25 protein-coding genes and 1 tRNA gene are annotated in these 20,787 nt (G+C 65.7%); 16 read left to right on the forward strand and 10 right to left on the reverse strand.

All coding sequences use genetic code 11. From position 1 onward, the window contains the following. Window positions 1–23 precede the first annotated feature (23 nt). Window positions 24–1,679, forward strand: coding sequence for a P-loop ATPase, Sll1717 family (locus tag LG306_RS14640; protein WP_404415997.1), 1,656 nt, complete (start codon window positions 24–26; stop codon window positions 1,677–1,679). A gap of 82 nt (window positions 1,680–1,761) precedes the next feature. Here the strand turns inward: LG306_RS14640 and LG306_RS14645 are convergent. Continuing rightward, window positions 1,762–1,851 (reverse strand) — tRNA-Ser (locus LG306_RS14645). A gap of 139 nt (window positions 1,852–1,990) precedes the next feature. On the opposite strand from LG306_RS14645, the gene msrA reads away from it, so the two are divergent. The 6 genes from msrA to LG306_RS14675 all read left to right on the forward strand — a co-directional run bounded on the left by msrA (window position 1,991) and on the right by LG306_RS14675 (window position 9,587). Then, on the forward strand, window positions 1,991–2,641 hold the full coding sequence (msrA, locus tag LG306_RS14650; RefSeq protein ID WP_404416000.1) for a peptide-methionine (S)-S-oxide reductase MsrA: 651 nt from the start codon (window positions 1,991–1,993) through the stop codon (window positions 2,639–2,641). Window positions 2,642–2,712: 71 nt separating this feature from the next. Continuing rightward, complete coding sequence (locus LG306_RS14655) at window positions 2,713–4,035, forward strand: 2-oxoadipate dioxygenase/decarboxylase family protein (protein WP_404416003.1); 1,323 nt, start codon at window positions 2,713–2,715, stop codon at window positions 4,033–4,035. An 86-nt stretch (window positions 4,036–4,121) separates the two neighbouring features. Beyond that, entirely contained in the window at window positions 4,122–5,969 is a 1,848-nt protein-coding gene (locus LG306_RS14660; RefSeq protein WP_404416006.1) for an acyltransferase family protein, read from the forward strand. A gap of 153 nt (window positions 5,970–6,122) precedes the next feature. Beyond that, window positions 6,123–8,087, forward strand: coding sequence for a glucans biosynthesis glucosyltransferase MdoH (mdoH, locus tag LG306_RS14665; protein ID WP_404416009.1), 1,965 nt, complete (start codon window positions 6,123–6,125; stop codon window positions 8,085–8,087). A 118-nt stretch (window positions 8,088–8,205) separates the two neighbouring features. Then, the gene (locus tag LG306_RS14670) at window positions 8,206–8,523 is read left to right on the forward strand and encodes a hypothetical protein (protein WP_404416012.1); all 318 of its coding nucleotides are present in this window, start codon (window positions 8,206–8,208) and stop codon (window positions 8,521–8,523) included. A gap of 77 nt (window positions 8,524–8,600) precedes the next feature. After that, window positions 8,601–9,587, forward strand: coding sequence for an SDR family oxidoreductase (locus LG306_RS14675; protein WP_404416015.1), 987 nt, complete (start codon window positions 8,601–8,603; stop codon window positions 9,585–9,587). Window positions 9,588–9,628: 41 nt separating this feature from the next. On the opposite strand, the gene LG306_RS14680 is transcribed toward LG306_RS14675, so the two are convergent. The 5 genes from LG306_RS14680 to LG306_RS14700 all read right to left on the reverse strand — a co-directional run bounded on the left by LG306_RS14680 (window position 9,629) and on the right by LG306_RS14700 (window position 12,485). Next, entirely contained in the window at window positions 9,629–9,913 is a 285-nt protein-coding gene (locus LG306_RS14680) for a GNAT family N-acetyltransferase (RefSeq protein WP_404416017.1), read from the reverse strand. A 66-nt stretch (window positions 9,914–9,979) separates the two neighbouring features. Next, the gene (locus tag LG306_RS14685; RefSeq protein WP_055805731.1) at window positions 9,980–10,363 is read right to left on the reverse strand and encodes a hypothetical protein; all 384 of its coding nucleotides are present in this window, start codon (window positions 10,361–10,363) and stop codon (window positions 9,980–9,982) included. Window positions 10,364–10,373: 10 nt separating this feature from the next. Beyond that, complete coding sequence (locus LG306_RS14690) at window positions 10,374–11,057, reverse strand: hypothetical protein (RefSeq protein WP_404416021.1); 684 nt, start codon at window positions 11,055–11,057, stop codon at window positions 10,374–10,376. Window positions 11,058–11,321: 264 nt separating this feature from the next. Further along, window positions 11,322–11,720, reverse strand: a complete 399-nt coding sequence (folB, locus tag LG306_RS14695) for a dihydroneopterin aldolase (RefSeq protein ID WP_404416024.1) — start codon at window positions 11,718–11,720, stop codon at window positions 11,322–11,324. 3 nt (window positions 11,721–11,723) lie between these two features. Continuing rightward, window positions 11,724–12,485, reverse strand: a complete 762-nt coding sequence (locus LG306_RS14700; protein ID WP_404416027.1) for an SDR family oxidoreductase — start codon at window positions 12,483–12,485, stop codon at window positions 11,724–11,726. Between the two features lie 190 nt (window positions 12,486–12,675). Here LG306_RS14700 and LG306_RS14705 point away from each other — a divergent pair, with 190 nt between their 5' ends. From LG306_RS14705 to uvrC, 5 genes are all read left to right on the forward strand, one after another. Then, window positions 12,676–13,425: a hypothetical protein gene (locus tag LG306_RS14705; protein ID WP_404416030.1), complete on the forward strand. Its 750-nt coding sequence runs from the start codon at window positions 12,676–12,678 to the stop codon at window positions 13,423–13,425. Between the two features lie 66 nt (window positions 13,426–13,491). After that, window positions 13,492–13,962 (forward strand): NUDIX domain-containing protein, encoded by a 471-nt coding sequence (locus LG306_RS14710; protein WP_404416033.1) that lies wholly within the window; start codon window positions 13,492–13,494, stop codon window positions 13,960–13,962. A 181-nt stretch (window positions 13,963–14,143) separates the two neighbouring features. Then, the gene (locus LG306_RS14715; protein WP_404416035.1) at window positions 14,144–14,752 is read left to right on the forward strand and encodes a hypothetical protein; all 609 of its coding nucleotides are present in this window, start codon (window positions 14,144–14,146) and stop codon (window positions 14,750–14,752) included. Beyond that, window positions 14,749–15,195: a DMT family transporter gene (locus LG306_RS14720; protein ID WP_242077064.1), complete on the forward strand. Its 447-nt coding sequence runs from the start codon at window positions 14,749–14,751 to the stop codon at window positions 15,193–15,195. Before LG306_RS14715 ends, LG306_RS14720 begins: the two co-directional genes overlap by 4 nt. 16 nt (window positions 15,196–15,211) lie before the next feature. Further along, window positions 15,212–17,083, forward strand: coding sequence for an excinuclease ABC subunit UvrC (gene uvrC, locus LG306_RS14725; RefSeq protein ID WP_404416038.1), 1,872 nt, complete (start codon window positions 15,212–15,214; stop codon window positions 17,081–17,083). Here uvrC and LG306_RS14730 read toward each other — a convergent pair. From LG306_RS14730 to LG306_RS14740, 3 genes are read right to left on the reverse strand one after another with little or no spacing between them, the layout of a single operon-like run. Then, on the reverse strand, window positions 17,067–17,249 hold the full coding sequence (locus LG306_RS14730) for a hypothetical protein (protein ID WP_404416041.1): 183 nt from the start codon (window positions 17,247–17,249) through the stop codon (window positions 17,067–17,069). The genes uvrC and LG306_RS14730 overlap by 17 nt on opposite strands. A 10-nt stretch (window positions 17,250–17,259) precedes the next feature. After that, the gene (locus LG306_RS14735) at window positions 17,260–17,661 is read right to left on the reverse strand and encodes a type II toxin-antitoxin system VapC family toxin (protein ID WP_404416044.1); all 402 of its coding nucleotides are present in this window, start codon (window positions 17,659–17,661) and stop codon (window positions 17,260–17,262) included. Continuing rightward, entirely contained in the window at window positions 17,661–18,149 is a 489-nt protein-coding gene (locus LG306_RS14740; RefSeq protein ID WP_404416047.1) for a hypothetical protein, read from the reverse strand. Before LG306_RS14740 ends, LG306_RS14735 begins: the two co-directional genes overlap by 1 nt. 112 nt (window positions 18,150–18,261) lie before the next feature. Here LG306_RS14740 and LG306_RS14745 point away from each other — a divergent pair, with 112 nt between their 5' ends. The 4 genes from LG306_RS14745 to pgsA are packed head-to-tail and all read left to right on the forward strand — an operon-like array spanning window position 18,262 to window position 20,256. Then, complete coding sequence (locus LG306_RS14745; RefSeq protein WP_404416050.1) at window positions 18,262–18,885, forward strand: carbonic anhydrase; 624 nt, start codon at window positions 18,262–18,264, stop codon at window positions 18,883–18,885. Window positions 18,886–18,896: 11 nt separating this feature from the next. Then, window positions 18,897–19,166 (forward strand): type II toxin-antitoxin system Phd/YefM family antitoxin, encoded by a 270-nt coding sequence (locus tag LG306_RS14750; RefSeq protein ID WP_404416052.1) that lies wholly within the window; start codon window positions 18,897–18,899, stop codon window positions 19,164–19,166. Further along, entirely contained in the window at window positions 19,163–19,618 is a 456-nt protein-coding gene (locus tag LG306_RS14755; RefSeq protein ID WP_404416054.1) for a PIN domain-containing protein, read from the forward strand. The genes LG306_RS14750 and LG306_RS14755 overlap by 4 nt, the downstream gene beginning before the upstream one ends. Beyond that, a complete protein-coding gene (gene pgsA / locus LG306_RS14760) occupies window positions 19,615–20,256 on the forward strand; it encodes a CDP-diacylglycerol--glycerol-3-phosphate 3-phosphatidyltransferase (RefSeq protein ID WP_295174209.1) in 642 nt (213 codons plus the stop codon). Before LG306_RS14755 ends, pgsA begins: the two co-directional genes overlap by 4 nt. On the opposite strand, the gene LG306_RS14765 is transcribed toward pgsA, so the two are convergent. Beyond that, window positions 20,253–20,768, reverse strand: a complete 516-nt coding sequence (locus LG306_RS14765; RefSeq protein WP_404416057.1) for a TIGR02281 family clan AA aspartic protease — start codon at window positions 20,766–20,768, stop codon at window positions 20,253–20,255. The genes pgsA and LG306_RS14765 overlap by 4 nt on opposite strands. Window positions 20,769–20,787 lie beyond the last annotated feature (19 nt).

Raw genomic sequence — 20,787 nt, forward strand, 5'->3', positions numbered from 1 at the left:
TACCGCACTGCAGGGGCATCAGGTTGAGCAAGGCAAAGCGCGTAAACCCGGTCATCCTGAAGGCGGGGATGTCGATCGGAACTGGCAATGCCGAGTCTGACGACGACCTGCTGTTCGAATGCTTTGTTACCTATCCACCCGTAGATGAAGCGCTGAAGATCGCTTCTGCAGGAATGATCCTTGCGGGCCGGACTGGTTCCGGCAAGACGGCGATACTTCGCTACGTTCAGGATCAGGAAAGCCATACTTCCGAGGTTGATCCGGCAGAGATGTCGATGAACTATGTGGCAAACTCCGACGCCCTTAGGTTCCTTCAAGCCATTGGGGCGGATTTAGACCTGCTGTTCCAAGTCCTCTGGAAGCACGTCCTTTGCCTAGAATTTATCCGACTGCGGTGGGGCGTGGATAACGCCGCGAAATCGGCGACCATCTTTGACAAGATCGTTTCGAAATTTACCAAAGACGACCGCAAACGGCGGGCGGTTGCCTACCTACAAGAATGGGGTAACAAGTTTTGGATCACAATGGACCAAAACATCAAAGAAATCACAGAGGCTTACGAAGACAAACTAAACGCTGAATTTGCGGCGGAAATTTTAAAATTCAAAGCGGGTGGTCAATACGAGAAGCGTTTAAGCACTGAGAAAAAGAGCGAACTGGTAGCGCGGGCTCGCGACATAATCAGCGCTGAACAACTTCGCGACCTGCATGGCGTCGTTGAAATGCTTGCTTCCACTTCCAACGACGATATGCAGCGTTGCTTTATACTTATTGACAAGATCGATGAGCGTTGGGTTGATGAGTCTATCCGTTTCAGGCTAATCCGTGCACTAATTGCGTCCCTGAAGTCCTTTAAAGCAGTTCGAAATCTTAAGATTCTTGTTGCTTTGAGAACTGACATTCTTGAACGGGTTGTCCAAGAAACAAGTGATATCACTTTCCAACGAGAAAAGTTCGAAGACCATTTTATCCATATCAGATGGTCTAAGAACGATCTGCGCCAACTCGTTGACAAGCGGATATCAACGGTTTTGAGACGTCAGTACACTGGAACAAATGTGGTTTTCAAAGACGTCTTCACCAAAAACATCAAGAACAAAGACCCGTTCGATTATATGATTGAACGGTCTCATATGCGGCCTAGGGACCTTATCGCTTTCGTAAACGAATGTTTGGCGGTCGCCGACAATCAATACGAGATTGCACCGACTCACATTCAACGTGCCGAAGCGGAGTATTCACGTAAGCGGCGCGACGCTTTGGTTCAGGAATGGAAAAGCACCTTTCCTAGCCTTGCAGAGATGCTGTCGTTCATCACCAGCGAGAAAGCCGTTTCGGTCAGCTATGAGACGCTCGTTGCCAGCGCCAAGCTTGAAGAGCTGGCGCTTAGCGTGGGCAGTGCGAGAAAAATCTCTTTCGACCCAATCTACGATCTCTGCCAAGCGGTTTGTGAAACCAAGCGGAATTCCAAAGAGGCGCTCCTCGCGACGGTGCTGACGATTCTCTACCGCGTCGGGGCGATTGCACTGAAGACCCGGGAGGAGGATCGCTTCATAGTTTCTCACATCGATGCGCCTCTCGTGTCGCCTGACCTTGTTGGGGCTTCCACTCACGCTCGGGTGCATCCCATGCTTCATGGCGCTTACCGGCTGAATGAATACGGCCAATGGAAAAAATAAGCGCAACGCCCGTCGCCTGATATGACGGTTGATTGGCCGGTCTATCAATCGGTCTTGAATAAGCAATAAAAGCAACGCGGTGTGGCGGACAGAGAGGGATTCGAACCCTCGGTAGGCTTTCACCTACACACGCTTTCCAAGCGTGCGCGATCGACCACTCCGCCACCTGTCCGTTTCACGCTGCGTCTTGCGCGCCGCCGGAGGTCGATCCGGCGGGAGGCGGGCCTGATAGAACACACTCGCCCCCTCGGCAAGCGCCTCTCGCATCCCCATATGGACTTCAACGCCATTTTCCGATGAGAGAGCCGCAAATGCTGTTCAAGAAGACCGCCGAAATGCCCACGCCCGAGACCGCCCTGCCCGGCCGCGCCGAGCCGCTGGACACCGACGTGAACCACTATGTCAGCGGCCATCCGCTGAAGGGGCCCTATCCCGACGGTTTCCAGACCGCCATCTTCGGCATGGGCTGTTTCTGGGGCGTGGAGCGCATCTTCTGGCAGTTGCCGGGCGTCTGGGTGACCTCGGCCGGCTATTCCGGCGGGATCACGCCCAACCCGACCTATGAGGAGACCTGCACAGGCCGCACGGGTCATACCGAGGTGGTCAAGGTCGTGTTCGACCCGAGCGTCATCACCTACGCCGAACTGCTGAAGACTTTCTGGGAGAACCACGACCCGACCCAGGGCATGCGCCAGGGCAACGACATCGGCACCACCTATCGCTCGGCCATCTACACGCTGAACGCCGAGCAGCAGGCCGAAGCCGAGGCGTCGCGCGACGCCTATCAGGCCGCCCTGACCCAGGCCGGGCGCGGGACGATCACCACCGAGATCGAGCCGGCGAGCGACTATTTCTACGCCGAGGGCTATCACCAGGGCTATCTGGCCAAGAACCCGGCCGGATACTGCGGCATCGGCGGGACCGGCGTGGTTTGCCCCATCGGGGTCGGCGTCGACGCCTGACCCAAGCGACGGCCGCCGGGTTTCAACCGGCGGCCAGTCGGACTATGGATCGGCGAAAAGTGGGAGCGCTCATGTCCGCATTCGTCCATCCTGACGAGATTCGCAGCCGGTTTTCGGCCGCCCTGTCCGCCATGTACCGGGCCGAGGTGCCGCAATATGGCGACCTGCTGACGCTGGTGGCGGACATCAATGCGCAGACGTTGAAGGCGGATGCCGGCGGCGCGGACCGGCTGGCGGCGTCCGGCGAACTGGCGCGTCTTTCGGAGGAGCGCCACGGCGCTATCCGCGTCGGCACGGCCGATGAACTGGCCACGATCGCGCGCGCCTTTGCGGTCATGGGGATGGAGCCGGTCAGCTATTACAACCTGGCCCCCGCCGGAGTGCCGGTCCATTCGACCGCCTTCCGCCCTGTCGATCCGGCGGCCCTGGCGCGCAATCCGTTCCGGGTCTTCACCTCACTGCTGCGGCTGGAACTGATCGAGGACGAAGCCTTGCGCGCGGAGGCGGCCGAGACCCTGGCCCGCCGCGACATCTTCACCCCCGGCGCACGTGAACTGATCGAGACGGCGCAGGCCGCCGGCGGTCTGGACGAGGCTCAGGCCGACCGGTTTGTGTCCGAACTGTTGGAGACCTTCCGCTGGCACGCCCAGGCGACCGTCAGCGCCGAGACCTACGAACGGCTGGTCGCCGCCCACCGTCTGATCGCCGATGTGGTCAGCTTCAAGGGTCCGCACATCAACCACCTGACGCCGCGCACGCTGGATATCGACGCGGCCCAGGCCGCCATGCCCGCACGCGGCATCAGCCCGAAGGAAACCATCGAGGGCCCGCCCGCTCGCGCCTGTCCGATCCTGCTGCGCCAGACCAGTTTCAAGGCGTTGCAGGAGGCGATCACCTTCCCCGGCGCCGACGGCCCCACGGCGGGCGCCCACACCGCCCGCTTTGGCGAGATCGAACAGCGCGGCTGCGCCCTGACCCCCGCCGGTCGCGCCCTGTATGACGAGGCCCTGGCGAAGAAGGACTTCTCCGCCCTGCCCGACGACTGGGACGCGCTGCGCCGCGCAGACCTCGCCTGGTTCCGTTATCGCGCGACGCCTGAGGGGCTCGCCGCCCGCGCCGAGACCGCCGATCTGGACGCCCTGATCGCGGCGGGCCACGTGGTCGCTGAGCCCATCACCTACGAAGACTTCCTGCCTGTCAGCGCCGCAGGCATCTTCCAGTCCAACCTGGGGTCGGAGGCCCGCGAAACCGCCTATGCCGTCGACCCCGCCAAGGCCGATTTGGAACAGGCGCTGGGCCGCCCCGTCCGGGACGAGATGGCCCTGTACCGCGCCGAACAGGGCGCCTCGATCGCAGCGACGCTGAAGGCCTTGGGCCTTACGGAGACGGTCTAGTCCGTTCAACCGGATGCGGGGTTGGCGGCGCCCCGCGTCCATCCGGCGTCTTGCCTGATGCGCAGACGCGGATCATAGACGCGGCCGTGAACCCGTCCGCTTCCCCGACCCAGCGCCGTTATGATCTCGACTGGATCCGGGTCGGCGCCTTCGGCCTGCTGATCCTGTATCACGTGGGCCTGGTTTACGGCGTCTATGACTGGCACATCCACAGCGCCCACACCTTCGAGTGGATGCGTGAGGCGATCCTGGTCACCAATCCCTGGCGGCTGACCCTGCTGTTTCTGGTGTCCGGCGCCGCCCTGCGGTTCATGACCTTCCGGCGCACCCCGCGCGAGGTCGCTCGCGCCCGGTTCGAGCGTCTGGTCCCACCCCTGATCTTCGGCGCCCTTGTTCTGGTGCCGATCCAGTCCTGGATCGAGTCGATGGACAAGGGCGGCTGGCCCGGCGGCGTCGCCGGCTTCGTCGCCTGGCTGGGTCATGAGTTCGGCTGGAGCGGTCTCGCCGACGGCGTGCCGGTCAACCATCTGTGGTTCATCGTCTATATCGCCGTCTACAGCCTGGTCGCCGTCGTCCTGTGGCGTCAGCCCGGCCTGATCGAGCGCTTGGGCGATGGGCTGGAAAAGGCGCTGACAGGCCCGCGTTTGCTGATCCTGCCGATCCTCTATCTGTTCGCCATCCGGTGGCTGCTTTTCCCCTGGTTCGGCCTGACCAACACCCTGCACAACGACTGGTACAATCACGCCCTTTCGCTGGTCGCCTTCCTGTTCGGCTTCAGCATCGTCAGCCGCGAGAGCCTGTGGCGCACGACGGAGCGGTATCGCTGGATCGCCCTGACCCTGGCGGCCGTGGCCCTGCCGATCCTGATGGTCCAGGTCTGGCATCCCGGCGCGCGGGCCTTCTGGGGCGTGCCTAAGGCCGCCGTTTACGGCATCGACCAATGGGCGGTGATCGTCGCCATTCTGGGCTTCGGCTATCGCCATCTGCGCGACCGAGGCGGCCCTGCGCTCAACTATCTGACCCAGGCGACCTTCCCCCTCTATCTCGCGCACCAGACGGTGCTGGTCGCGGCCGTCTGGATCATCCGCCCCGCGAACCTGCCGGCGCCGGTCGAACTGCTGTCCCTGATCGCCGTCACCTTCGTCGGCAGCCTGGCGATCTATGAGGTCGTGCGTCGCATCCCGGCCATTCGCCCGCTGTGGGGGCTGAAGCCGCTGGACGGCCGGCCCTGGCCGCTGGACCTTCAGGCCCTGCTGAAGCCTCAGCTTCGCTATCACCGCCGTCGTCGGCTGCTTGGCGTGGGCGTCGCAGCCCCGCTTCTGGCCCTGACGGTGGTCGCCGTGGCCATCCTGGCTTACCCCGGCTTCAACAATGCGACCCAGTATCTCAGCGAACTGGGCGGGGCGACGGCCAAGGCGCCGATCATCTTCAACGGCGGGGTCTTCGTCGCCGGCGTCATGGCCGGGCTGGCGGGGATCGGCTTCGGTCTGGCCATCTACGCCCTGACCGGTGCGCGGGTCGCAGCTTGGGTCATCGCCATCGTCTTCATCCTGGCCGGCGGCGGCATGTCGGCCTCGACCCTGTGGCCCTGGCCAGATCCGCGCCACATGGTCATCAACCTGGCCCTGGGCATCCAGTTGGCGCCGATGCTGCTGCTGTGGGGGCTGGCCAAACGCCGGGACGTGCCGCGCCTGAAGCTCTTTCTCGTCGTCACCTTCGTCGTCATGGCGATCCTGACGGTCCTGACCAAGCACCTCGTCTTCCCGGGCACGGTCAACGACGCCAACGTCGGCTGGTGGGAGCGGCTCTACGCCATCGTCCTGGTCTGCTGGGTGGGGGTTGCAGCCTGGGTGCTGGATCGTAAACTGCTGTCGGTCGCCACGGAGTCGCCGCACGGCCGCCCGGCTTCCGCGCGGTTCGACGTTCCGGCCTGACTTCACCCCCACATTTTTTGGTTTCATCAACATTGCGTGATTGAAAATCGCGCGAATGTGATCGATTATGCAGGTCGTGTTGCAGTGCAGCACTCCGCGTCGTCCCCAGCCCTCGGGACGACATCCGGTTCACTCGGGGGCGTCCAGAGCGGCATGAACAAGCTGGCGATCCGGCCTGTCGAACAGGCTGAAATCGAGACAACGATCCACGGCGCGCAAACGCCCAGCTGGTCGTGGCTGCCCGACGAGGCGCCGCTGGCCATGCCGGTCCAGTCCCTGTCCGCGCCCGACGCCGTCGCCGACGTGACGCCCGCGACCTCGCCGCGCACGGTCGCGACGCGTCGCCTGGCCCTGCTGGCCGGCACCCTCGTTCTGACCGGCCTGTCGGCCATCACGCCCTTCTACCTCTATGCCCGCAAGGGTTGGGACGGCACCGAGATCCTGGCCTTCGGCCTGTTCATGGTCCTGATAACCGCCATCTCCTGCTGGTTCGTCAGCGGCCTGATGGGCTTGTTCGTCATGCTGCGCGGCAAGGATCAGGCGGACCTCGCCTTCTCGCCGCACCCGCCGATGCCGCGTACCCGCACAGCCCTGCTGATGCCGCTGTACAACGAGGACGCCCGTTCGTCCTTCGCGCGCCTGTCCCAGATCGATTCCTGCCTGGCGCGTCTGGGCGCCTCGTCGGCCTTCGACATCTTCGTGCTGAGCGACTCGACCAAGGAAGACGCCGCCGCCGCCGAGCGTTCGGTCTTCCAGTCGTTCCGCATGGCCGCCAACTCCAAGGCCTTCTATCGCCGCCGCACCGACAATGCCGAGCGCAAGGCCGGCAACCTGGCCGAATGGGTCCGGCGTTTCGGCGGCGCCTATGAGAACATGATCGTCCTGGACGCCGACAGCACCATGGCCGGCGAGACCCTGCTGCGCATGGTCGACGCCATGGAACGCAATCCAGGCGTCGGCCTGATCCAGACCGCCCCGGTCATCATCAAGGCCCGCACCATCTTCGCGCGCGTGTCGCAGTATTCGGTGCGCCTGTACGGCCGCGTCGCCGCTGCCGGCCTGGCCTACTGGACCGGTTCGGAATCCAGCTACTGGGGCCACAACGCCATCATCCGCACGCGCGCCTTCGCCGCCTGCTGCGGCCTGCCGCACCTGAAGGGCAGGAAGCCCTTCGGCGGTCACATCATGAGCCATGACGTCGTCGAGGCCGCCCTGATGCGCCGCGCCGGCTGGGCCGTCCACGTCACCGCCTCGCTGGACGGATCGTGGGAAGAGACCCCGCCGTCGATCACCGACTTCATCCGCCGCGACCACCGCTGGTTCCAGGGCAACCTGCAGCACCTGGGCCTGATCACGGCCAAGGGCCTGTCGCCGATGAGCCGCCTTCAGCTGCTGATGGGCTGCATGGCCTATCTGTCGTCGCCCCTCTGGCTGGCGTCGCTGATGGTCGGCCTGTTCATCCAGATGTTCTATCCGGTCGACTGGACCAGCTTCTTCTACATTCTGAACCCCCAGTTCACGCCCTTCATGCTGGCCTCCTTCCTGTCCGGCGTGCTGCTGATCGGTCCCAAGTTCATGGGCGCCGCCCTGGTCCTCAGCCGTCCGGCCGAGCTGCGCGCCTTCGGCGGCCGTCGCGCCATCGCCAAGGGCATGGCGGCCGAGATCGCCCTGTCGGCCATCCTGGCCCCCATCCTGATGGTCGCCAACACCAAGGCCTTCATCCAGATCGTTTCGGGCCACGACACCGGCTGGTCGACCCAGCAGCGCGAGGCCGACGGCCTGGCCTGGTCGGACGCTTTCCGCGCCATGCGCTGGCAGATGATCGCCGGCGTCGGCTTCCTGATCCCGCTGGCCGTTCGTCCCGACCTGGCCACCTGGTTCGCCCCGATCGTCCTGCCGCTGCTGCTGGCCGCCCCGATCACCGTCTGGACCTCGCGCGTCCGCTCGGGCGACAAGCTGGCGGCCAAGGGCTATCTGGTCACCCCGGTTCAGGACGGCATCAGCGTTTCGCCGGCCGTCCTGCACACGCCGCGCTCGCCGCTGCGTGCGGTCGCCGGCGGCGTCCTGGCCCCTGTCGCCGCGCCTGCCATGGTCCCGGCCCGCGCGCCGGAACTCTGATCGATCCAAAACCGATGCGTGGCGGCCACAGCGCCGCCACAACCGTTACGGTCAAGCTCGACGGCCGAAAGGTTCGCGTTCACTCTTGGATTTCAGCCACCTGCTGCGGACTGATTCCATGACCAAGAAGACCAGCGCCGACACCAAGCCCGACCTGCGGATCGTCGAATCCGAGTCCGCCGTCTATGACCTGATGCGCGCGCCCGAAACCACGGCCGACCGCGTCAAACGCCTCCAGCTCGAAGCCCACGCCCTGGCGCTGGAAGAGATCGAAGGTCTGGAAAAGCTGTTGCTCGAAGCCGCCGCCAAGGCCAAGGCCATCGCGGACGGCGGCGACGCCTATCCGGTCGGCGCGCGCGAGATCGCCTCGCGCCTCGCCGCCGATCTGCCGACCAAGGCCGAGACCATCAAGACCATCGTCCACCGCGTCGGCTGAAAACGAAGCGGGGCCGTCGGAACGACCCGCCCGCCCGTCCGCTTTCCTGAAGACCCCATGTTCAGGAGACGACATCCATGGACGACCGCACCCACGCGCGCGCCGAAGACATCGCCGATCAGGAACGCGCCATCCAGCGCGACATCGACGCCAAGGACAAGGCGTCCGGCGATGACAAACCGTCCGGCGCGATGCAGGCCGGCGCCCGCCCCTATCCCGAACCGCCCTTCCCCAAACAACATCAGACCAAGCCGGGCGACGAGGCCGCGCTGGATCCCGCGCCCCTCTATGATGCACCCTTCTGGAAGGGGTCGGGCAAGCTGGACGGGTTCGCCGCCCTGATCACCGGCGCAGATTCCGGCATCGGCCGTTCAGTCGCCGTCCTGTTCGCGCGCGAAGGCTGCGACGTCGTCATCTGCCATCTGGACGAGGACGCCGACGCCGAAACCACCAAGGCCGCCGTCGAGGCCGAGGGGCGCCGCGCTGTGGTGCTGAAGGGCGATGTCTCCGACCCCGCTTTCGCCGAGATGGCGGTCGAGGCCACGCTCGACGCCTTCGGTCGTCTGGATGTCTTGGTCCCCAACGCCGCCTTCCAGGAACACGTCCCCGCCTTCGAGGACCTGAGCTACGAGCATTTCGACCGCACGCTGAAGACCAACCTCTACGGCTATTTCAACATGACGAAGGCGGCGGTCCCGCACATGAAGGCCGGCGGCGCCATCGTCATGACCGGCTCGGTCACCGGTCTGATGGGCAATAAGGATCTGCTGGACTATTCCCTGACCAAGGGCGGCATCCACGCCTATGCCCGTTCGCTCGGCACGCATCTGGCGCCGCGCGGCATCCGCGTGAACGTCGTCGCGCCCGGCCCGGTCTGGACCCCGCTAAACCCCGCCGACAAGGATGCAGAGGCGACCTCGAATTTCGGCGCCGACACGGTGATGAAACGCCCGGCCCAACCCGAGGAAATCGCGCCCGCCTACGTCTTCTTGGCCTCGCCCCAGATGTCCAGCTTCATCACCGGCGAGATTCTGCCGATCATCGGCGGCTACGCCGGCGGCTGAACCCAAACCGCCGCCCTGCGATCGCGGGGCGGCGGCATCGCCTAGGCCAAGACGTCGTCGTAATCCGGATGCCGCTTGTGCCAGGCGACGGCGTAGCTGCAGCGCGGAAACAGCTTCAGCCCCGTCTGGCGCGCATGGCCGGCCAGCGACTGCATGAACCGCCCCGCCGCGCCCGATCCGCGCAGCGACGGCTCGGCCTCGACATGCAGGATGACCCGCGCATCGCCCTTGACGGCATAGTCGGCCCAGACCAGGCCCGCGCCCTTGTCGTCGTCGAACGCCTGTTCGAACCGGTTGTCGCCTTCGACGTCCTTGAACTGTCCCATCAGATTCTCCTTTGACGGATCAACCGCCAAGGCCGTCGGGACGTTCCGCGAGTTTTAGATCGGCACTCAGATCGGCTTGTCGTTCAGCAGATTCAGCAGGCCGATCACGCTCTTGATCGTGAACCAGACGCTCAGCAGGAACCAGACCAGCAGGAACAGCAGCAGGAACGGAATGCCGATCAGCACCACCGACGCCAGTGCGCTGACGAAGATCCCGACCCAGGCCGCGATGGTCCACCAGAAGACCGACCAGAACAGCCGGATCTGCGCCTCGATATGCTGGCGCGCCACGCCCGTCGCCGTCCCGCGCGTGACATAGGACACCACCAGCCCGATCAGAACCAGCACATTGGCGCTGGGGATCGACAGGATGAACAGGGCCCAGGCGATCAGCGCCCCGACCTTGCCCTCGGACGGCTGCCCGGCGATGAAGTTGGGTTCGTTCGTCATCTTCGATCTTTCAGAACAGCAGGCTGCGGGGGTGAGGAACGGCCTGTCCGCTTTTCAGTTTCAGCACCCCGAACGCGCCGCGCGCCAAGACCCAGATCGCCAAGGCGAACAGCACCAGCACGCCGATGTTGACCACGATCAAAAGGGCCCCGACGACCGCCGCCCCGACCGCGCCCACGATGGTGCGCTGCTGATAGACGGCGTGGCTGTGCTCCAGCCGATCCGTCGCCCCGTCGCGTCGCATCACCGCCAGCAGGGCCACCAGGCACGACACGCCTAGCGTCGGCACCGCCAACAGGATCAGCACATAGACCGCATACAGCCGCATCGGCACGATCGGTCCTTCACGGCCTGAATCCTGAAGTTTGGGGGCGGCCTCTGCCGTCAGACGCTGGCGTACGGCGCGCACGGCCGGCGCCGGTTCGGCCTCGACGGGCGTCGGCTCGGACCGGGGCGGAAACGGCGCCGTCGGCCGGGTCGTCGGGCCTGACCGGTCGAAAGGCCCCGGCCCCGGCGCCAACTCAGGCGGATCGAACAGGTCCGGTTCGCGCTCGTCCGTGGGAAACGGCTCCGGCTGGCGCTCACGCGCACGGCCCGCCAGCGACGCGGGCGAGACGAAGCCGACCTCGGCGTCATGATCGTGGTCGTGATCGCGGGGCGCTGCTGGGTCTTTCGGATCGCCGGGTTCGGCCATGAACAACGCTTCTGTCACGCCGGACGCCCGGCTGGAATCTGCCGACGACAATGGCGGTCGGGCCGTTCGGACGCAACCTAGCTTTCGTCATCCTCCGGGCCGCGAAGCGGAACCGGGGGACCCAGCGGCGCGCGAGAGCGCGAACCTGTCGCGGATACTCTGCTCGAAGCATTTGTCCAGCGGACCCATCGCCTTCGGCGCCGCTGGGTCCCCCGGTCTGCGCCGCAAGCGGCTTGCCGGAGGATGACGAAAGAGCGGAAACCCTTACCGTCGCAGCACGATCTCGCAGCCCGGCGCCGCCACCGCCGCCAGGGCGCCCGGCTTTTCGATCCGCACCGTGGCGCGCTGCACGCGGTCGTCCTCCAGGCACGCCCGCGCCAGCCGTTCGGCGAAGGTCTCGACCAGCCCCACATGCCCCTCGGCGGCGATGGCGCGCGCGGCGTCGGCCACGGTCTCATAGTTGATGGTGTCGCCCAGACGCTCGATGGGACGCGGCGCCAGCTCCAGCGTCACATCGATCACCAGCCGCTGCAGCCGCCCCTGCTCGTGGTCATAGACCCCGATCCCGGCCTCGACCTCCAGCCCGCGCACGAACACACTCAGCCGCTCGAAACGCAGCGGATCGTCCGCCGGAGCCGGCGTCGCCAGAGGAGAGGAAACCACGCGCTACTCCTGGATGTCGGGGGTGCGCCAGGCCAGGTGCTGGCCCCCGTCGACGGCGATCATCTGACCCGTGACCATCCGGGCGTCAATCAGCCACAGCACCGCCTCGGCCACCGCCTCGGGGCTGCCGGGGGTTTCCAGCAGGGTGGCGCGCGCCTCGGCGGCGAACTCTTCGGGCGTCTGGTGGATGGACGGCAGGGTCGGCCCCGGCCCCACCCCGTTGACCCGGATGCCCGGCGCCAACGCCTGGGCCAGGGTCTGGGTCGCCCACCACAGGCCGTTCCGCGACAGGCTGTAGGAGAAGAAGCGCGGATCCGGCTTCAGCACCTTTTGGTCCAGCAGGTTGACGACGGCGCCCTCGACCGCCTGGGCGGCGAACGCCTCGGCCAGAACGATCGGCGCCCTCAGATTGGTCTCGATATGCAGGTCCCAGCTGTCGCGCGTCAGGGCGCCGATCCGGTCGTCCTCGAACACCGAGGCGTTGTTGACCAACACGCTGACCGGCCCCAGCGCCTCGACCGCCGCAGGGATCAGCGCCCGCACCCTGGCCTCGTCTGTCAGGTCGGCCTGCAACAAACACGCGCGCCGGCCCAGGCCCGCGATCTCATCGGCCAGGGTCCGGGCGTCGTCGCCCGACGCATGATGATGGATCGCCACGTCGAAGCCGGCCTGGGCCAGCTTCAGACAGATGGCCCGCCCGATCCGCCGCGCCCCGCCCGTGACCAGGGCGACGCCCCGCTCCGAGCGAGCAGCCGCCTCAGTCAACCCGACCGAACTCGAACACGTTGAACGCCGCCAGAACGGCGATGAAGCCGAAGATGATGCCGAGAGCCAGCATGGGATGCTCCTGTTGTCCGTCTTGGCTTAGTGCGGGACGGGGCGGGGTTCAAGCAGGGATGGTTCACTTGCCTGAAGCGCGCCTAACGCTAAGGTCCGATTTGTGGGGGAGTTTAAAATGTCGCGCATACTGCTAGCCATCGCGATGGCCGCTCCGCTGTCGGGTTGCCTGACGACGTTGTATCTAGCGGACCGTCCCAGTTCCGCCATGCTTCATGAGATGAACCGACGATGTGAGCAGGATGCAGCCTTACGCTGGTTTGGCGAGCGCCCTTATGGGATCGACGTTTGGATGCCAGGCAATCTTTCCCGTGACCCTGCGGATGATCCCAGCTTCCAGACGGCGTCGCAATTCATCGGAATAGGCAGCGGAGAAGACTTGTGGCTGCGCAGCGGTGTCGCCCGCGCCTTGTATATCAACATGGGGCCGGGGGACGGCTACTATTTCGGTCCTACGCGGGGCGAACCGTCTGGCGTCTACAAGTTCGAACTTGCGCCAGATGGCGATGCGCGTTGCGAAGCGGAAACAGCATGGTTCGCACGTCAGGCGGCGCGCGGAGCGTCGAGGCCGGCAAGCTACATCGGCCGATGCCTGACATACAGCTACGTGGGCAAGGCCCCGGTGGATGCCGCAGTGTTCGTGCGGTTCGATGACGCGCCAGAAGAAGCGCGTGGGCTATATCGGTCTGGTGAGAGACTAATCGTCGATGGTCGGTTGAGAGCATCGATCACTGACTACTGGGCCATCAATCCGTCGAGTGCAGCCGAGCGCAGAGGTCAATGGGGTCTAAAGGCTTGTCAGCATCTTCCGCAGCAAGGGTTGTTGAGGCTATTTCCCGATAATCCCGATGCAGAACGGCCAAGATAAATCTGGCCATGTCTTTTGGAGGCTGTGCCCTCTAGACATGCGATATGAGCCGCTAAGGACGACAGAATGACCTGGCGCATCCACGTCGAGCCTTTCACCCGCCCGCTCTTCTTCGCCTGGTCGCGGCTGACGCGGGGCAAGACGTTGGGTGTGCGGGCGGTGGCGGTGGATGCGCAGGGGCGGGTGCTGATGGTGCGGCACACCTATCTCAAGGGCTGGTGGCTGCCGGGCGGCGGGGTGGACCGGGGCGAGACGACGCAACGTGCCGTGGTGCGCGAACTGCGCGAAGAGGCCGGGCTGGTCGCGCGCGGGGCGCCGCGCCTGATCTCGATCCATTCCAACGAACGGTTCTTTCCCGGCGATCACGTCGCCGTCTTCCGCCTCGACGCCTTCGATATGGGCGAACGCGCCAGCCACGGCGAGATCGCCGAGATCGGCTGGTTCTCGCCCTCGGCCCTGCCCGACGACATGAACCGGGGCTGTCGCGCGCGCCTGGCCGAAATCTTCGACGGCGCCCCGGTCGATCCCGACTGGTGACATCACGCTGTCTCCTCCCTGCGCAGCGGGGAGGTGGCGCGGCGTTGTTGCGCCGTGACGGAGGGGCTCTTTACCGCACCACAAGCTTCCGTGGGACTTCAAGATCCCCTCCACCGCTTCGCGGTCCCCCTCCCCACGTTGTGCGTCCGCATCTGACGCAGGCGCGTGGCAGCGTCCGCCCATGACCCAAGTCGCCCCCGTCTATCGCGTCCGTTCGCAGGAGATCTGGGACCTGGCCCGCGACGACTATCTGGCGGGCGAGCCGGCGCGGATCGTCTGTCGCCGTTACGACCTGGGCCTGTCGGCCTTTCGCATCCGCGCGCGCAAGGGCAAGTGGCGGCGCGGGGACCAGGACGACCCCGACGTTTACGATCCCGCGCTCGAGCTGGAGGCGGTCGAGCCTGTCGCCTTCTCCGACATGGCCGACACGGCGCGCCGTCGCCTGCAACTGGCCCTGATCGACGGCGAGGCGACCGAGGCCCAGCGCTGGCTCAGGATCTTCGAAACCCTGTCTTCGATGGAGTCCCAGACCGGCGATGTGCACACATTGCACCCTGATTTTCCGCCCCGACCGTCTGATGGGACCGCCCCGCCCGTCCCTCGCCCCTCGACGGACGACGCCGGGTCCGGACCGGGCGAAGCGCACCGATTGCACTCTGTTTTATCCTCGGACGACGCAAACCCGTCCGGCGTCCCGCTGAACCGGGCCGAGCGCCGCCGCCTGCGCCGCGCCCAGCGCCGCACGCCGCCCTCTGCAAGTCCTGAAAGCCATGCTAGCCAGGGGCCATGAACCCGTCCCTGCTCGCCATCCTCGTCGTCATTCTGGCCGGCGGCGCCACCGCGCTTCAGGCCCCGACCAACGCCAGGCTGGCGACCGCCGTGGCCTCGCCGGTCAACGCGGCCTTCATCTCGTTTGCGGTCGGGACGACGGTGCTGGGGATATTGGCGGCCATCCTGCACACCCGGCCGGACATGGCCGCGACGCGGGCCCTGCCCTGGTATGCCTGGCTGGGCGGGGCCTACGGCGCCTGTTTCGTGGTCGCCGCCGCCTGGGGCGTGCCGCGCCTGGGGGTGGCCATGACCATCACCCTGATGGTCGGCGGCCAGCTGTTGCTCAGCCTGGCGCTGGATCATTTCGGGGCGCTGGGCGTGCCGCGCCAGCCGCTGAACATCGGCCGCATCGCCGGGGTGGGGCTTGTTCTGGCCGGCGTCCTTCTGGTCCGGCGCTCTTGACCCTATATCGGGCGCGATGACCGAGGAGACGCCTGATTCCCAACTGAAAGCCGCCGCCCTGATCGCCGACGAGGCGCGCCGGGCGCCGGACAAGCCGGGCGTCTATCGCATGTATGGCGAGGACGGGTCGTGCCTGTACGTCGGCAAGGCCAAGTCGCTGAAGAAGCGCATCATCCAGTATGCGCAGGGGCGTTTTCACACCCAACGCATCGGCCTGATGGTGTCGCAGACCCGGTCGATGGAGCTGGTGGTCACCGCCACCGAGACCGAAGCCCTGCTGCTGGAATCCAACTTCATCAAGAAGCTGAAGCCCCGCTTCAACGTCGTGCTGCGCGACGACAAGTCCTTCGCCGAGCTGATGATCCGCCGCGACCACCGCGCGCCCCAGGTCAGGAAGCATCGCGGCGCCCACACCACGCCCGGCGACTATTTCGGCCCCTTCGCCTCGACCTGGGCGGTCAACCGCACGCTGAACACCCTGCAGAAGGCCTTCCTGCTGCGCTCCTGTTCCGACAGCGTCTACGAGACCCGCACCCGCCCCTGCATGCTGCATCAGATCAAGCGCTGCTCGGCGCCGTGCACCGGCCTGATCAGCCTGGACGACTACGGCGAACTGGTCACCGAGGCCGAGCAGTTCCTGCGCGGCAAGTCCCGCGCCGTCATCAGCCGCCTGTCCAAGGAGATGCAGGCGGCGTCCGACGAGATGGACTTCGAACAGGCCGCCCGCGTGCGCGACCGCATCCGCGCCCTCTCGGCCATTGCCATGGAGAACTCCGTCAGCGCCGATAGCGTCGCCGAAGGCGACGTCTTCGCCCTGCATTCCGACGGGGGCCAGGCCTGCGTCCAGGTCTTCTTCTATCGCGCCGGCCAGAACTGGGGCGGCCGCGCCTACTTCCCGCGCGTGGACAAGACCGACACTGATCCTGAGATTCTGGCCGCCTTCCTGGGCCAGTTCTACGAGGACAAGCCGATCCCGCGCCTGATCCTGTCCAACGTGCGCCCCCACGAGCTGGAACTGCTGGAAGAAGCCTTTTCGATGAAGGCGGATCGCAAGGTCGAGATCGCCCGTCCGATGCGCGGCGAGAAGCTGGCCCTGGTCGACCACGCCCTGACCAATGCGCGCGAGGCCCTGGGCCGCCGCCTGGCCGAAAGCTCGGCCCAGGGCAAGATCCTGGACGAGGTGTGCGAGGCCTTCCGTCTGGAGAGCCGGCCCGAGCGGATCGAGATCTACGACAACGCCCACATTCAGGGGACGAACGCAGTCGGCGGCATGGTCGTCGCCGGCCCCGAAGGTTTCCAGAAGTCGCAGTATCGCAAGTTCAACATCCGGGGCGAAGACCTGACCCCCGGCGACGACTACGGCATGATGCGCGAGGTGATGCGTCGTCGCTTCTCGCGCCTGGTCAAGGACGAGGAAGAGGGCGAAGACGTCGTCCGCCCCGACCTGCTGCTGATCGACGGCGGCGCGGGGCAGTTGGCCGAGGTGCTGGCGGTCATGGCCGATCTGGGCGGGCTGGACGACATCACCGTCGTCGGCGTGGCCAAGGGGCCGGATCGCGACGCGGGGATGGAGAAGTTCTTCATGCCCGGCAAGGCGCCGTTCATGTTGCCGCTGAAGTCGCCGGCCCTCTACTACCTGCAACGGCTGCGCGACGAGGCCCACCGCTTCGCCAACGGCGCCCACGCCAAGCGCCGCTCGATGGACATCAAGAAGAACCCGCTGGACGAAATCGAAGGCGTCGGCCCCGGCCGCAAGAAGGCCCTGCTGCACGCCTTTGGCTCAGCCAAGGGCGTCAGCCGCGCCTCCCTGGCCGACCTGGTCAAGGTCGACGGCATCAACCAACCCCTCGCCGAACGCATCCACGCCTTCTTCAGGAAGAGCGGATGACCGTTGGGTCGCCGCTCTCGGACTTTTCGGTCTTGGGCCGTATGGTGATGACGTCGCCCTCCCGCGTTAGAACGACATCGACGTCGGGTCCGAACGAGGCCCAGTCCGGCAACAGAACCACCTCGTCCTCGCCTTCCAATGAGATAATCGCGTCAGCGACTGGCATGGGCGTCAGCTCAGAACCAGGGATTGAGCACCGGAACGCCGAGCCCGTCGAAATCACGCGCATTGCGCGTAACGACCGTCAGACCGGCATGGGACGCAGTGGCGCCGATCAGGGCGTCGATAGGCGAAACCTTGCCCCGTGGGCCGAGCCGCCCCCACGTCTGGGCCGCTTCGCCGCCGACTGGGAGAACACGGTTGCCCAGCCAGTCCGTCAAGTCGCGCTCCAGCCATATCACCAGAGCCTCGCGCTTATCGCCTTCAGCCAGCATTTCGATCCCGCGCCGGATTTCCCCCAGACACAGCACACTGGTATAGATTTCGTGCGGCGGAACTGTCGCCAGCCAAGACAGGTAACCGGGGTTCGCACGCGGCTTGCTAGCTTCCGACAGGGCGACCGTATCAAGCAGCCACATCAGGAGACGCTTTCGCGCCAGCGCCCATCGCGTGGCGGTAAATCGAGGTCGACCGCGCTCAGGGGCGATGCCAGCATAAAGTCGCGAAACGACTTCGGAAGATCGTTCTCCTGGCTAACGCTCGTCTCTCCCGATTGCAGGATGGCGTCCAATTCTCGTCGCAGCGCGACCAGGCGACGGGTATCCACCTCGCCGCTTCCGTCAAACGGCACGGCCTTGGCGAAGGTGTCTTGGTTGGATTGCGGCTTGCGCGCTTTGAAGCCGGCGCGTTCGAGCGAAGCCGCCAATCGCTTCCCCACTTCTTGCCCCTGTCCATAGAATTGGACGCCGAGATAATCTTCCCGAAACCGCTCATGCGACGTCGCCCAGTACCGCACGCCCGGTCGTACCGGCAGCGACCGTAGATATCGACCGCTCGCGGCGCGCGTCGCAGGACTGGCGCCGATTGCCTCAAGGACACGTTCGGGGCGGTTAAGTCCAGCATTCATAGTCACTCATCCTTGTAGTTCATTTTTTTATGAACTACAGTTTCGAACTCGTCAATGACGTCAAGGCAAGACTCCGTTGAGCAGGCGATGCAGCCTCGCTACATGAGTCAGCATGAGCGACACCGAAGACGAACTGACCGCAGGCTATCGCCGCTTCCGCGCCGAGCATTGGCCGACGGCCCGCGCCGAATACGAAACCCTAGCGACCAAGGGCCAGAAGCCGCACACCCTGATCGTGGCCTGCTCCGACAGCCGCGCCGATCCGGCCCTGATCTTCGACGCCAAGCCGGGCGAGCTGTTCGTGGTGCGCAACGTCGCCAATCTGGTCCCGCCCTACGAGCCGGACGGCAAGCTGCACGGCGTGTCGGCGGCGCTGGAGTTCGGGGTCAAGGTGCTGGGCGTCAAGCGGATCGTGGTCATGGGCCACGCCCACTGCGGCGGGGTCAACGCCATGATCAACGGCGCCCCTGAAATCGTCGCCGACTTCGTCGCCCCCTGGATCGCGCAAGGGACGCCCGTCGTCCAGCACGTCGCCGAAACCGTCGCCCCCGACCAACTGGAGCGCGCGGCCGAAGAGGCCATCGTGCGGCTGTCGATCCGGAATCTGCGCACCTTCCCCTGGATCGCCGAGCGCGAATCCAAGGGCGAGCTTCAGCTCAGCGGCCTGCATTTCGGCATCGCCGAGGGCGCCCTGACAGCCATGACCGACAAGCCCCGGTTCGAACCGTTGGACTGATTGCAATAGTAGTGAAAACCACTACTATTGCGGACATGGAACGCACGATCAGCGCCACCGAAGCCAATCGCGACTTCTCGAGGATTTTTCGAGAGGTGGCGGCCGGCGACTCCTATGTCGTCACCGCGCGGGGCCGGCCTTTGGTGCGGATGACCCCGACTAGTGTCATGGTCGAGCCTGAAAACGACAGGGTCGCACGCCTTCACGCCCTGATCGACGATCTCGCCGCTCTACCCGTCCGCGCGCCTGGCCGGATCACGCGCGAAGACGGTTACGCTTGAGGCTGGCGCTCGACACGAACGTGCTGGGCTACGCCGCCGGCGTCGGCGACGACGCGTCGAAACGTCGCCGCGCACTAGAGGTGCTGAAGGCGGCGGCCCGGCACGAGGTGGTCATCCCCACGCAGGTCGCGGGCGAGCTCTACAATATCCTCACCCGCAAGGGCGGTCATCCGCCCAAGGTCGCGCGCAAGATCGTCGAGGACTGGAGCGCAGGCGTCGGCCTGACCGCGCATTCCGCAGCGACGATGGCGTCGGCTCTGGAGGGCGCCGCCTTCTTCAACCTGCAGATCTGGGACGCCCTGATCCTGACGATCGCCTCCGAGGCCGGGTGCGGTCTTCTGCTTTCCGAAGACATGCAGGACGGCTTCGTCTATCGAGGCGTCACCGTCGCCAATCCGTTCGCGGAGACGCCGCATCCCCTGCTCGCGTCCCTGCTGGAGACCCTGTCATGACCGCCCACCGCGCCAACCCCATTCCCAACATCCTGACCGGGCTGCGCTTGGCGGCCGGGGTGGTGATGTTCGCCATGATGGCCGGGGCCGCGCCGGGCGCGCTTGAGGCCTGGCTGTCGCCAGAGACCCAGGGGCGGTTCAGCGTCTGGGCCTTCTGGATCTTCGTCATCGCCGCCTCGACTGACTGGGTCGACGGCTATCTGGCCCGACGCTGGAACGCGACCACGCGCTGGGGCGCCATTCTCGATCCCATCGCCGACAAGGTGCTGGTGACCGGCGCCATCCTGGGCGTCCTGGCCTCGGGTTCGCTGCCCGGCATCGCCCTGCCCTGCGGCCTGATCCTGTTCCGCGAATTCGCCGTCTCCGCCCTGCGCGAGACGATGGCAGGCCGCATCGAACTGCCGGTCACCCTGGCCGCCAAGTGGAAGACCACGGTGCAGATGGTGGCGCTCGCCGCGCTTCAGCTGACCCTGCTGTGGGGCGCCTTGGGCCTGCAGAACGACGACGGATCGCCGCTGGCCTGGCAGCCGGCGTTCGAATCCTTCGCCATCTTCCTGATCTGGTTCGCCGCCATCATCACCCTGTGGACCGGCTGGCAGTATTTCAGCGAAGCCCGTCGCCAGATGCGCGACCTTTAAGGGCGCAGCGTCAGCCCGGCCGGCGTGGCGGAAAAGGCGGAAAGCCGGCCCAGATAGCTCATGCCCAGCAGGGAGTATTCCAGCCCCTGCTCGACCACCAGGGCCTCAACCCGGTCCACCCGCGCGCCCGCGACCGAGATCGTTTTCAGTTGAACCGGCGCGGCGCGCACGACGCCCGAGGCGGTCTGGACCTTGCCGGTGAAGGCTTCGGGTTCGGGATCGACGCCCAGCCTCAGGGCGTCGGCGCGCGTCAGGGCGACCACGCTGGCGCCGGTGTCCACCAGCACCCGCACCGCCTTGCCGTCGATATTGGCCTCGGCCCAATAGTGGCCGTCCGCGCCCTTGACCACCTGGGCGTCCGTGCCGGAGGCGCCCACCGCCGCCTCGACCACGGGCGTCGCCGCCTGGGCCAGGCCGTCGCCTTCCATATGGCGGATCGTCAGGGCCGTGCCGAACGACGCCATGAGAGCGAAGCCGAGGACGACGATAGACTGGGTATCGATGCGAACCATGCCTCTGTCTTAAAGGCGC

The sequence above is a fragment of the Brevundimonas vesicularis genome, from assembly GCF_044807075.1.
Lineage (GTDB): Bacteria > Pseudomonadota > Alphaproteobacteria > Caulobacterales > Caulobacteraceae > Brevundimonas > Brevundimonas vesicularis_G.